Source organism: Rhizohabitans arisaemae, from assembly GCF_025996515.1.
Taxonomy (GTDB): domain Bacteria; phylum Actinomycetota; class Actinomycetes; order Streptosporangiales; family Streptosporangiaceae; genus Rhizohabitans; species Rhizohabitans arisaemae.
This window is the reverse complement of sequence record NZ_BLRH01000021.1, coordinates 83,527-95,730: the sequence shown is the minus strand read 5'-3', so window position 1 is coordinate 95,730 and position 12,204 is coordinate 83,527. Positions and strand designations below refer to the sequence as shown.

Below are 12,204 nucleotides of genomic sequence, written 5' to 3'. Positions count from 1 at the left end.
GAGAAGTTCGGCACAGTCGCCGCGGACGACCAAGCACGTCATACCTTTAGGAAACTTTCCTATCAGGAACATAGGGTTATGGTGACGGCCCGTCAATATCCAAGTTAGACCTCATTCCGGAAGCTTCTTCGGGAGATCTCCGCGAGGTGTTCCGGGCCGAACCCCACCGTCAGGACCCGGCCCGCAGCCGATCCTCAAGTCGGTGCCAGACCGCGTCGTCGACCTCCACCAGACCCTCGTCCGGCACGGCCGCGCCCGGGGCCCGGCCACCCGCCGCCGTAAGCTCGGCGCAGAGCGCCTCCACCCGCACGGCCAATCCCTGATCGGCGCCGAGGGAGGCGGGATCCAGGACGAGTGCCACCACACCGCGCCCGCGCGGATTGTCGCGCTGGTCGAGAAGGGCGCCGGCGACCGCCTCCACGAAGAGGCCCACGAGGGTACCGAGCAGCCCGCCGGCCGGAAGCAGCGCATGGACGGAACCCGGGTCGACGACCGCACGTCCCGCGTCGTCAATCGCCGTGGCCGGGGGCAGCTCCTCCCCCTTCGCGCGGTGGGCGGCCAAATCGGCCTGGGTGATCGCTGCCGTCGTGAAGTCGGCGGCGAGCACTCCCCCGGCCCTGGGCAGGGCGTAGGCCACCGGATCGGTGCCGAGCACCGGGGTACGGCCGCCGTGCGGCGCGACCACCCGCGGCGCATGGGCGAACAGCAGGGCCACCCGGCCCCGCGTGGCCTGAGCGGCGACGTACGGGGCCAGCCGGCCGGTCCCGGTGACCGAGCGGGCCGCGCACAGCCCGAGCCCGAGATCGCGGGCGACCGCGCCCGCATGCCGTACGGCCGCCGCCATCGCCACCGGTCCGGGCACGCCGGCGGCGTCGATCGTCCGTACCGCTCCCTCGCCTCCGGCGGTCACCGGGGCGCACGGGTGACCCGGACCGGAGAGCTCCCGGTCCAGCAACGGCAGCCCGAACTCGGGCCTTCCGCGCAGATGCGCCTCGACCAGTGCCGCGGCGACCTGCGTGCGGTCGTCGGGGTACGGCGCGAGCACCCGCTCAAGGAGCGCTCGCGCCTGCCCGGCGGTGACCATGGTCACGCGGGGTTGACCAACCCCGCCGCGGCGACCAGCTCGGTCAGCAGGAGGGCGTTGCCGACCGTGCCGCGATCGTGATTGTGGCCGACGGCGACCAGCGAGACACCCGACTCGAAGGCCTTGTTGGCGCGGATCCGGCCGACGCTGACGCTCCGGCCGTCGCCCGCGTCCCGGTCCAGGAACGGCTGCGGCCGGTCCTGCTCGCTCCGGACCACGATCAGCGACTCGGGGGCGGAGGGCAGCTTGTGCTCCGCGGCGTGCCCGGCGAAGTTCGCGAGCACCTCGGCGACCTCCGCGGGCGAGGCCGCGGCGCCGAGGCCGACGCTGAGGGAGGCGGTGTGTCCGTCGCGAACCGGGACACGGGTGCAGGTCGAGGCCATCGGGGCCGACCAGGGAACGATCCGGTCACCCTCAAGGGTTCCGAAGATCTTGGCGAGCTCGGAGTCGAGCTTCTCCTCCTCGTCGCCGATGAACGGCAGGAGATTGTCGATCACCTGGAGGGCGGCCACCCCGCTCTTGCCCGCGCCGGAGAGCGCCTGCATCGTGGTGGTCACCAGGGAGTCGATGCCGTACGCGTCCAGGAGCGGCTTGGCGGCGAGGCCGACGATGACGGCGGTGCAGAGCGGGCTGGCGACCAGGAAGCCCGTGTCGTAGCCGCGGGTGATCTTCTGCTGGGCGACGAGCGCGAGGTGGCCCGGGTTGATCTCGGGGACGATCAGCGGGACGTCGTCCTCCAGGCGGAGCCCGGCCGACTCGCTGATCACACCGAAGCCGAGCGCCGCGAGCTGCGGGTCGAGCTCGCGGGCGTGCGGGCCGGGCAGCCCGGAGAGCACCAGGCTGACCCCGGCCTCCCGCAGGGCCGGACCGTCGATGCCCACCAGCCGGACGTCGGCCCACTCCGCGGGGAGCGGCTCGTCGAGCAGCCAGCGGTCGGCGACCGCCTCGCCCAGGGTACGGCCGACGTCGGCGGGGTCGTCGGCGATGATCGCCCGTACGTCGAACCACGGGTGGTCACCGAACAGGCCCAGGCCACGCTGGCCGATGTAGGCGAAGGGGGTCTTTCCGGCCACTCCGAGGAGGCCAACACCGATCTTGGACATCTACTTGCCTTTCACATATGGGATGTCAGGAGTGCATCCGCTGGTTGGCGAACACTCCGGAGTCGAGGGCGAGGCGGATGACCACCTCGCGCGTCTTCTTGATGTGGCGCTGTTCGATCTCCGCGGCACGCTTCCCGTCCCGGGCGCGGAGGGCGTCGATGAGGCGGCGGTGGTCGTTGAGCGGCTCCCCCGGCTCCAGCGGGCGCGCCGAGCAGAGCCGCAGAATCCGTTCCAGGTCTTCGAACAGGTTCTCGGTGATGCGGTACAGCCGGGCGTTGCCCGACAGCTTCGCGATCGTGCAGTGAAACAGGTGGGAGGCCGACAGCACCGAGGAGGAGTCGTTGGCGAGCCCGTAGCCCAGCTCGGTCTCGCCGGAGAGCCGCTCCAGCTCGGCCGGGGGCGCCTGCGCCGCCAGCCGGGCAGCCGTGGCCCCGATCGCCTCACGCAGGTTGAGCAGATCGATCAAGTCCTGCAGGGTGACCGCCGCGACCCGGGACTGGCTGCGGGGGGAGATCTCCACCAGGTTCTCGTGGGAGAGCCGGTGCAGCGCGTCCCGGACGGGGGTCCGGGACGTACCGAACTCCTCGGCCAGCTCACCGATGTCCAGCGGGTGGCCCGGCAGCAGTTCGCAGACGAGGATACGACGGCGCAGGTTCGCGTAAACGCTCTCGCGAAGCCCCGCAGCGCGCGTGTTGTCGGCACCGATCATCGAATCTCCTTCAACGGGGAGACCCCGGGCTCTGACCCTGGGGCGGAAACGGGGCACGGTACCGCACGCCGTCCCGCGATGTCCCCGTCGCCGGGGTTCGAGGATCGTTTCCCCGCCGCCGCCCGAGGCCGGCGGCCCGGCGTGCACGGGGAAGGCCCGGCCCGCCGGGGCCGGGGACCTCCCGGGTGCGCCGTGGACACCGGGTCAAGCCTTGATCCGGTTCATCCCCCGACGCGACACCACGTCGTCGGGGCCGGTGCCCATGCCGTTCGCGAACTCCACGTGGTCCTGCGAGGCCACGAACGTGAGCGCGGCGTCCTCGTCGACCCACTCCATCAGGAGCGTGAACTCCGTACCGGTCCAGAACGCCTCGGCGCGCACCGCGCCCGGCTGACCGAGGATCAGCGCCCGGCCGCGGCTCCGCCAGAACGCCTCCACCTCGTCCGTGCGCTCCTCGGCGATCCGTACGGTGACCGCCCGGATGTGCCCACCGGCGATCACCGGGGGCAGCACGGTGTCGGCACCCTCCCGCTCGGTCACCCGGACGCCGAGTTCGGCGAAGCTGTTGTTGATCCCGGAGTGCGCCTGGCCGGAGTGGAAGTCGGTGAAATGCTGGGCGGTGTCCCAAAAGGTGACCGTGCGCAGCCGGCCGGGGACCTCGGACTCCAGCACGACGGAGCCACGCCAGCCGGGCCGTCCCGACGGCCCCGCCGTCCCCTCGGCGCCGAAGTAGCCGACCACCTCGCCGCGCTTGTCGGCGTCGAACTCAAGGGTGCTGTAACGCGCATACATGGGGGGAAACCCTCCTTAGATCGGGGTGACGGCCGGGCTCACTGACGGGACCACGGGACCAGGCGGCGTTCGAGCCGGGCGACGAGCAGGCCGGCCAGATAGCCGAGCAGGGAGATCGTCACGATGCCGACGAACATCTTGGCCACGGAGAAGGTGCCCCAGGCGCTCCAGATCAGGTATCCGATGCCGGTACGGGAGCCGAGGAACTCCGAGGCCGCGATGATCACGAAGGCGCCGCCCACGGCGAGCTTGAGTCCGGTGAAGATGCTCGGAAGCGCGGCGGGCAGGGCCACCGTGGTCCAGGTCCGCCACCGGCTCGCGCCGCTGCTCCGGGCGACGTCGAAGTAGATCGGCTGCGTCTGCAGCACGCCGCCCATCGTGTTGTAGAAGACGTAGAAGAAGACGCCGATCGCGACGATCACCCACTTGCTCGCCTCGCCGAGGCCGAAGATGAGCAGCAGGAGGGGGAGAATCGCGATCTTCGGGATGGGCAGCAGGCTGGCGAAGACCGGGCCGAACAGGGCCCGCAGCCAGGGGACGGCGCCCAGGGCGATCCCGAGGACCAGCCCGGGCACCGCGCCGAGGATCAGGCCCACCCCCACCCGGCTGAGCGTGGCCAGCACATGGGATTGGAGCGTTCCCGCCATCACGAGATCGGCGAAGGTGCCGACGATCGAGGTGGGCGGGGGGAAGAACCTGGCGTCGAGCATGCCCGACCGGCTCGCCACCTCCCAGATCACCAGCAGCAGCAGCGGCGTGAACGGGCCGATGATCTTGGGGATCCGCCCGGAGCGGTGGGTACGCAGCCGCTGCACCAGCTGCTCGTGAACCGCGGCGCTCCCCTGCTTGACGTCGGTGGTCACGACGGCCTCGTCTCCGCGGGCTCCTTGCGCAGGAGCCGCCACAGCTCGTAGGTGATCTCGCCGTAGCGGGGATCCCGGCGCAACTCCAGGATGTCGCGCGGGCGGCCGAACGGGATGGGGACGTCCGCCAGGATCCGGCCCGGCCTGGCCGACATGACCAGCACCCGGTCCGCCAAGGTCAGCGCCTCGTCGACGCTGTGCGTGATGAAAACGACCGTCTTGTCGCTGTCCGGCCAGATGCGGAGCAGCTCCTGCTGCAGGACGAGCCGGGTCTGCTCGTCCAGCGCGCCGAACGGCTCGTCCATCAGCAACACCTCACCGTCGTCGGCGAGCGCCCGCGCCACCGAGGTGCGCTGCCGCATCCCGCCGGAGAGCTGATGCGGATAGGCGCCGCGGAAGTCGGTGAGCCCGGTGAGCTCAAGCAGCGGGGCGACCCGCCGCCTGCGCTCGGCCCGGCCCGCGCCCCGTACCTTCAGCGGGTAGGCGACGTTGTCCTCCACACTCAGCCACGGGAACACCCCGTGCTCCTGGAAGACGACCGAGGCGTGCCCGTCCACCCGGACCTCGCCGAGGTCGTGCTCGTCCAGTCCGGCCAGGATCCGCAGCAGCGTGCTCTTCCCGCACCCCGAAGGGCCGAGAAGGCAGACGAACTCACCCCGGGCGACGGAGAAGGAGACGTCCTCGACCGCGATCACGGTCTGATCGCGCCGGGCGTCGTGGAACCCCTTCCACAGCCCGGTCAGCTCGATGGCCGACGTGCCCACGCCACTCAGCTCTTCGCCAGCGCGGCGGCACGGTCCAGCAGGTCCTTGCGGAAGACGGACTTGATGTCCGCGGTGCCCTCGTACTCAAGGTCGCCCTGCTGCTGGAAGAACGCCTCCTGCTTGGCGACGGAGTCCCAGTCGATCGCGCCGGTCGGGTCGTTCTCGGTGAGGCCGATCCGGTCGAGCGTCTCGACGGGCAGGTCGGTGTACTTGGCGATGATCGCCTTGTTCCCCGCGTCCTTCCAGCCGCCCTTGGCCAGCTCGTCGGCGGCCTGGAGGTAGGCGGCCATGAACTTGACCACCGCGTCCTCGTTCGCCTTGACGAAGTCGGTGTTGAAGACGACCGCGCCGAGTTCGGTGCCCGCGGCGTGGTGCTCCACCAGCCGGGTGGCGATCTTCTTGTCCTCCAGGCCGGTGGAGAGCGGCTCGATCGTCCAGGCCGCGTCGATGGCCCCGTTGGCCAGCGCCGGGCCGACGTCGGGCGGGCTGACGTTGGCGAGCTCGACGTCCTTCAGGGTGAGGCCGCCGGTGGCCAGGGCCAGGGCGACCGAGTAGGCGCCGAACCCGCCTGGACCGGGCACGCCGACCTTCTTGCCCTTCAGGTCGGCGACCTTGGTGATGCCGGAGGTGGCCGAGACCATGAACGGCGAGGGGTCGCGGCCCTCGGCCGGGACCTTGGAGACGCTGCCCAGGACCGAGAGCGAGGCACCCGTCTTCACCGCGTTGAACAGGCCGGCGCCCCAGGACGCCCCGCCCGCGACGATGTTGCCCGCGCTGACCAGCTGGAAGGTCTCGCCGGAGGAGCCGCCCTTGGGCTCCAGTTTGACCTTGACACCGTGCTTGTCGAAGTAGCCCTTCTCCTTGGCGAGGAAGAACGCTCCGTAGTCGGCGTACGGTGAGTAGAGGAACGTGATCTCGGGGCTCTCGGCCGCGCCTTCGGGGGCCGCCGACTCGGCCCCGGATCCGCAGGCAGCGAGAACGGTGGCTGCGGCCAGGCCGACAACGCCGGTGAGGAACAGTCGACGCCTCACGGGCATCTCCTAACGAACTGCCATCAGGGGATGGGAACTTCGATACATGCATCTAAGCTTCTGATGCATCAGATTATGCATACAGATACACATGAGGGGCGAATTTTGTCCATAGATGAGCTCCAAGTGAAACTTACCGGAGCAGTTGCTGACATCCACCCACTCGTCGTCGGCCTGCGCCGTACCCTCCATCGCGACCCGGAACTCGGCCTCCACCTCCCCCGCACCCAGGCCGCCGTCCTGCGCTCCCTCGCGCCCCTCGACCTGCCGACCATCACCGGGCGCACCTGCAGCTCGATCGTCGTCCGGGTCGACGGGGCCCGGCCCGGGCCCACCACACTCCTGCGCGCCGACATGGACGCCCTGCCGATCGACGAACGCTCCGGCGAGTCCTTCGCCAGCGCCGTGCCCGGTGCCATGCACGCATGCGGCCACGACGCGCACACCGCGATGCTGGCCGGCGCGGCCCACGTGCTCGTCCGCTACCGGGAGCTGCTCGCCGGCACCGCGATCCTCGTCTTCCAGCCCGGTGAGGAAGGCCACGGCGGCTGCCTCGCCATGATCGAGGAAGGGCTCCTCGACGACGCACCCGACCGGGCGTTCGCGCTCCACCAGTCGCCGACCCTGACCTCCGGCCACGTGGCCAGCCGACCGGGGCGGCTCCTCGCCTCCAGCGACGGCTTCACCCTCACCCTCGGCGGCCGGGGCGGCCACGCCTCCCGCCCCCACGAAACCGACGACGTCCTGGGCGCCGCCACCGCGCTCGTCCAGACCCTGCACGCCCGCGTCACCCGCGCCGCCGATCCCGCCCACCCCTGGCAGATCGCGGTCAACACCCTGCACGCGGGAACCGCGTCCAACGTCGTCGCCGAGCGGGCGGTGCTGACCGGCGGCGTCCGGGCCCTGGACGCGACCGGCCGCGAACGCGCCCAGGCCCTAATCCGGCGGGTCGCCGCCGGGATCGCGGAGGTCCACGGCTGCACCCTCGACCTAACCTGGTCGGAGGCCGCCCCGCCCACCGACAACGACCCCGGCCAGACCGTCTACGCGCTCCGGACCGCGAGCGCGCTGTTCGGCGCCGACCGGGTGCACACGCTGGAACGCCCCGCGTTCGCCGCCGAGGACTTCGGCCACATCCTCGCCAAGGTCCCCGGCGCGCTCCTCCAGCTCGGCACCCGCCCGCCCGGGGTCGACGCGCCCGCCCCCAACCACTCCCCGCTGATGCGCCTCGACGAATCCGCGCTCACCGGCGGCGTCGCCCTCTACGCCGCCCTCGCCATGGCCTCCTGAGCCGCCCCCGGCCGGGCCCGTCCTCAGGCCCGGACGGCCAGCAGCGCCTTCATCAGCACCGCCGGGTCGGCACCGGCGGGCCAGTCGCTGACCTGGCCGTCCCCGACCTCGATCACCCGCCACACACCGTCCGATCGCCGGGCCACGTCGGTCGTGACGAACCGGGCATCCAAGGCTCGAACGGCGTCCCGTATTTCGATGAGATCGTCGGGGACCGCGGCCGGATCACCGGGGGTGTCCGGATGCGGCCCGGCGAAGACCACATCCCCGTCCAGCCACCAAACCCGGGTCTCACCACCGGCGAAATCCTCGAACCGGCGGACGACCACGCCGCCCGTAAGATCCCCGCCGGCCAGCTCGACAAACCTCGCCACCACCCGCGGCAACGCGGTGGAATCCGGAGCGTGGCACGCCTCCAGCCATTCGTGCTTGCGCGACTTGACGTAGTCCTTCACCACGTACCCGCCCTCGCCCAACTCGGCCACCGCATCGGCCACGGACGGTTCCTCCCCCGGCGCCAGCGGCAGCACGACCGTCTCCGGGGTCAGCGTGCGGAAGCGGTCGATCCACCCGGGCAGCTCATGGCCCGACCGGTAGGCGTCGCCGTCGGTCAGCAACCGGCAGCCGCGCCGGCCGAGGGCCTCCTCCAGCGCGCGGTAACGCTCGACGCCCACCATCCAGCCCCGGTACCAGGCCGGGCCGAATCCGGCCGGGACCCGTGCCACCGCCTCCTCGGCCCGGCCCGCGGTGAGCGCGTCGTGATCGATCAACGCCACCGCGCCGTCCAGATCCCGTACGGCCTGGGCCTGATCCGCGAAATGGCCGTCGACCCGGCGTGGTCGAAGCGGATCGGCGCAGAACAGGACTCCAACCGTCATGATCTCCAGCATAGGTGCCACCGGCGTTTCCGGACCGGCCCCGAACCATGCCCCTCAGGGTGTCTCGGACCCCCGGGAGCGCCGCCCACGGTCGGTGTCCCCGAACGATCGATGCGGCCCGACCGGCGGGACGCAGGCCCCGACGGCCTGCCCGGAATGTCAAGAAGGCGCTCCACCGGAACGAGGAAGTCGGTCGCCGTTCACTCGTTCGCGCATCGATGCAGGCCGCGAAGGGTTCGATACGGACAGTCAGCGCAATTAGGAAGATGCGGATGAACCACGCGGACGATCACTCTCCTCGCTAACACCCCATTTTTGCGGAAGCGTGACGAGGTCGCGAGGGCGCCGTACGCGCTCTCGTCGGTCGGCGTGCGCGTCCCCGAACGGCCGGGAGGCGCCGGCAGAGCGTCCCCTCGGTCACCCACGGCCACCGTCTGAACCGGCCAGAGGAGGAACCGCGTGTCCAACCATGTCGAACAGGTTGCTCAGACGGAACCCAGGACCACTCGCCGACGCAGACCGTGGGTGGGGCTGCTGGCCCTGCTGGTCGTCGCGTTCCTCCTGTTCACCTGGCCGAGCTATCTGACCTTCGACCCCGCCACGGCGAACATCCCCATCGATCCCGACCTCTATCGGATCCAGTATCCACTACTGGTCCTGCACATCGCGTTCGGATCCGTGGCCATGATCGCCGGTGCTCTGCAGCTCTGGCCGTGGCTGCGCCGACGCCACCGCGCGGTCCACCGCGCGACGGGACGGATTTACATCTTCGGCGGGGTCGGCCCCGCGGCCGTCGCAGCCTTGATCATCATGCCGATGGGCGCGCTGAACGTGCTCGGCATGATCGGCACCACGCTCTGGGCCGTCGTGGGGCTGGGTGCCGCCCTGCTCGGCGCCCTGGCCATCAAGCGCGGCCGGCGGGAACGCCACCGGCAGTGGATGATCTACAGCTTCGCCGCCGTGATGGCGCCCATCACCGGACGCCTGATGTTCTTCGTCCTGCTGGCCGTCGTGCCCGGCGGGGAGAACATGGTGGGCTCCCTCGGCGTCTTCGGCGGGTTCTGGCTGGGCTGGATCGTGAACCTGGCCCTAGCCTACTGGCGCCTGCGCCGCGTGCCCGTCCTTCCCCGCCGCTGACCCGCTCGACGCGACCCACCCGCGAAAACCGCGCGGGTGGGTGTCCAAGGCCGTGCCCGCGCTGTTCCACGGCCGCAGTCGCGCGGTTCGACGATTCGTCGAACCGATTCACCGGATTCCACTGATCTGCCCTCGCGGAAGCCGTTCCGACACACAAGAAGAGGCGATTCCCATGCGTCTACCATCATTGGCCGGGTTGCGCGCGCTTGGCATCCTCGGCGTCTTCATCGGACACACCACGGCGTTAGGGATCTTCGCCGACAAGGGCATCCAGGAGGGGTACTTCCGGATCACCTCCGGTGGTGCCACCGCCTTTCTCGGCGTGTCGTACTTCTTCATCCTGAGCGGGTTCCTGCTCACCTGGACGGCCCGCGTGGGCGAGCGCCCCACGGTCATGTGGCGGCGGCGGTTCTTCCGCATCTTCCCCAACCACATCGCCGTCTTCATCCTGATGGCGGCCATCATCCTCATCGCCGGGGAGACCATCCACCTGCCCCAGGCGCTGGCCAACCTCTTCCTGGTGCAGACCTGGATACCGGACCCCACCTTCATCTACTACCAGGTCAACGCCCCGACCTGGTCGCTCGCCGGCGACGTGTTCTGCTACGCGGCCTTCCCCGCGCTCTTCGTGGTGGTGCGCAAGATCAAAGCGTCGCGCCTGTGGTACTGGCTGGGCGGCCTCTGCCTGCTCTCGCTGTCGATGCCCCTGATCAGCGCGGCGCTGTTCGCCGGGAGGCCCACCAGCCCGATGTTCGTGGGCTCCTCGTGGGAGCAGATGTGGCTCCTGTACTACTTCCCGCCCACCCGGCTCATCGAATTCACCGTCGGCATGCTGGTGGCACGCATCGTCCAGAACGGTGACTGGATCCGCCTGCACATCCTGCCCGCCCTGGCGCTGGTCGGCGTGGCCTACGCCCTGGTGTTCGTCCTGCCGTCCACGTTCTCCCTCTCCGCGCTCTACACCGCCCCCCTGGCGCTGCTGGTCGGCGCGGCCGTCACCGCGGACCGGAACGGCCGCAGGACGTTCTTCAACAACCGCGTGCTGGTCAAACTCGGCGACCTCTCCTACGCGTTCTACATTCTGCAGATCCCCATGGTCTTCGGCGTCCACGCGCTGCTGTCGGGGAGCTGGGTGGGGTACGCCTTCGACTATCCGCGCACCCAGTTCTCCACCCCGGTGGCCATCGCCTTCATCGTGGGTCTCTACGTGCTGGGCACGCTGGCCGCCTGGGTGCTGCACCGCACGGTGGAGGTGCCGATCATGCGCCGCTGGAGCACCTCCCGCAAACCTCCGGCGAGCGCCAAGCAGGACACCGAGGCCCAGCCCGCGTGAGCCGCAGGCCTTGCCATTAAAGTGAACCGGCGCGGAAATGACGAGATCCCGCTCGGCCTTATGGTCCAGCGGGATCCCGTATACCCGTTCCCAAGCGAACCTGGGAACGTCTTATTAGTGGCGGGGACAGGATTTGAACCTGCGACCTTCGGATTATGAGCCCGACGAGCTACCGAACTGCTCCACCCCGCGTCGTTGTGTGTCTCTACTCTACCGGGCCCTCGGAGTGGATTCGACCAAAAAACCGTCAACAACCGCGCGCCGACGCGACAGGCACCCCCGCCCCAGGCTCGCGGAGCGATAACTCAACCGCTCTGACCTGGGCAAACTATGATCCGATCCGGATGAACGACGTCCTCACCAGAAAGCCGTGGCAGTGTGACCGGGCCGATTCACCGTCACCCCAAGGCCGCGACGGTCGCTCACCCATCGAGAGGGTGTCCGGACCGGGAACGTGCCGACCTGGGCTTCCCTACCTTCGGTAAACAGCCAAGAACCCAGATTTCCCGGCATTCCCGATCTATTCTGCATACCGTGAAATCCGCAAACCGCCTTCGGCAACCCGGCCTGCTCGTGGCCGCGCTGGCTCTGGTGACCGTGACCGCGTGCTCCGTGACCGTGGAAGCGTCCCTCGACGAACCGGCAGACTCCCCTAAATCCAGCAAATCCGAGAAGCGTGCCGACGGCGACGCTCCCAGCGCGCCGAAGAAGCCGCAGGCGGCGGCGACCCCCAAGGTGTTCGGGACCGCCTTCCAGACCGGCCCGGACCGGGATTGGAGCAAGGGGCAGCCACAGCCGTTCGAGGGCGTGCTGCGCGGGTGGATCACCTCGGTGGCCCAGGACGGAACGGCCGAGTACAAGCCCGTCCGGTTCACCCAGAGCGACGGCAACGACGGCCACTTCGAAGGCCCCGAGGAGGGGGACGTCACCCGTTTCGCCGCGCCGATCGCCGCGAACGTCAAGTTCCTCAGCGCCTTCGGCTGCGACGGCAACGACACCACCTACGACAAGAACACCAATCTCGGCACCGCGAGCTGCCCCCGCCAGTTTCTGATCGACAGTGCCAACGAGGCGGCCAAGCTCGCCGCGGCCGGGGACACCGGCGTCCGCCCCGCCCTGATCACCACGGTGAACGGGAAGATCGTCCGCGTCGTCGACATCTACTGGCAGGGCGGGGGCGGCTGACCGCCCCGAGCGGTGTACGGCTTACACGGCCAAGC

Annotated in this window: 12 protein-coding genes and 1 tRNA gene; 4 read left to right on the top strand and 9 right to left on the bottom strand. The window is 70.0% G+C overall.

What is annotated here, in order from left to right:
• Positions 1-169: 169 nt before the first annotated feature.
• From RUR_RS08850 to RUR_RS08820, 7 genes are all read right to left on the bottom strand, one after another.
• On the bottom strand, positions 170-1,084 hold the full coding sequence (locus RUR_RS08850; RefSeq protein ID WP_283134730.1) for an Ldh family oxidoreductase: 915 nt from the start codon (positions 1,082-1,084) through the stop codon (positions 170-172).
• Between the two features lie 2 nt (positions 1,085-1,086).
• Positions 1,087-2,187, bottom strand: a complete 1,101-nt coding sequence (locus RUR_RS08845) for an aspartate-semialdehyde dehydrogenase (protein ID WP_283134454.1) — start codon at positions 2,185-2,187, stop codon at positions 1,087-1,089.
• A 25-nt stretch (positions 2,188-2,212) separates the two neighbouring features.
• Complete coding sequence (locus RUR_RS08840; RefSeq protein WP_283134453.1) at positions 2,213-2,896, bottom strand: GntR family transcriptional regulator; 684 nt, start codon at positions 2,894-2,896, stop codon at positions 2,213-2,215.
• 204 nt (positions 2,897-3,100) lie between these two features.
• Positions 3,101-3,688 (bottom strand): antibiotic biosynthesis monooxygenase, encoded by a 588-nt coding sequence (locus tag RUR_RS08835; protein WP_283134452.1) that lies wholly within the window; start codon positions 3,686-3,688, stop codon positions 3,101-3,103.
• 38 nt (positions 3,689-3,726) lie between these two features.
• Positions 3,727-4,551 (bottom strand): ABC transporter permease, encoded by an 825-nt coding sequence (locus RUR_RS08830; protein ID WP_283134451.1) that lies wholly within the window; start codon positions 4,549-4,551, stop codon positions 3,727-3,729.
• Positions 4,548-5,315 carry an ABC transporter ATP-binding protein gene (locus tag RUR_RS08825; protein WP_283134450.1) on the bottom strand — a complete coding sequence of 256 codons (768 nt, stop codon included), beginning with the start codon at positions 5,313-5,315 and terminating at the stop codon, positions 4,548-4,550. The genes RUR_RS08830 and RUR_RS08825 overlap by 4 nt, the downstream gene beginning before the upstream one ends.
• Before the next feature lie 5 nt (positions 5,316-5,320).
• Entirely contained in the window at positions 5,321-6,346 is a 1,026-nt protein-coding gene (locus RUR_RS08820; protein WP_283134449.1) for an ABC transporter substrate-binding protein, read from the bottom strand.
• A gap of 126 nt (positions 6,347-6,472) precedes the next feature.
• Between RUR_RS08820 and RUR_RS08815 the strand changes: the two genes are divergently transcribed.
• On the top strand, positions 6,473-7,636 hold the full coding sequence (locus RUR_RS08815; protein ID WP_283134448.1) for a M20 metallopeptidase family protein: 1,164 nt from the start codon (positions 6,473-6,475) through the stop codon (positions 7,634-7,636).
• A gap of 23 nt (positions 7,637-7,659) precedes the next feature.
• On the opposite strand, the gene RUR_RS08810 is transcribed toward RUR_RS08815, so the two are convergent.
• The gene (locus tag RUR_RS08810; protein ID WP_283134447.1) at positions 7,660-8,514 is read right to left on the bottom strand and encodes an ATP-grasp domain-containing protein; all 855 of its coding nucleotides are present in this window, start codon (positions 8,512-8,514) and stop codon (positions 7,660-7,662) included.
• Between the two features lie 459 nt (positions 8,515-8,973).
• Between RUR_RS08810 and RUR_RS08805 the strand changes: the two genes are divergently transcribed.
• Together RUR_RS08805 and RUR_RS08800 are read left to right on the top strand one after the other, a co-directional pair.
• Positions 8,974-9,651 (top strand): DUF2306 domain-containing protein, encoded by a 678-nt coding sequence (locus RUR_RS08805; protein ID WP_283134446.1) that lies wholly within the window; start codon positions 8,974-8,976, stop codon positions 9,649-9,651.
• Positions 9,652-9,823: 172 nt separating this feature from the next.
• Positions 9,824-10,984, top strand: coding sequence for an acyltransferase family protein (locus RUR_RS08800; RefSeq protein WP_283134445.1), 1,161 nt, complete (start codon positions 9,824-9,826; stop codon positions 10,982-10,984).
• A 118-nt stretch (positions 10,985-11,102) separates the two neighbouring features.
• Here the strand turns inward: RUR_RS08800 and RUR_RS08795 are convergent.
• A tRNA-Met gene (locus RUR_RS08795) sits at positions 11,103-11,176 on the bottom strand.
• Between the two features lie 342 nt (positions 11,177-11,518).
• Here RUR_RS08795 and RUR_RS08790 point away from each other — a divergent pair.
• Positions 11,519-12,169, top strand: a complete 651-nt coding sequence (locus RUR_RS08790; protein ID WP_283134444.1) for a hypothetical protein — start codon at positions 11,519-11,521, stop codon at positions 12,167-12,169.
• The last annotated feature ends 35 nt before the right edge of the window (positions 12,170-12,204 follow it).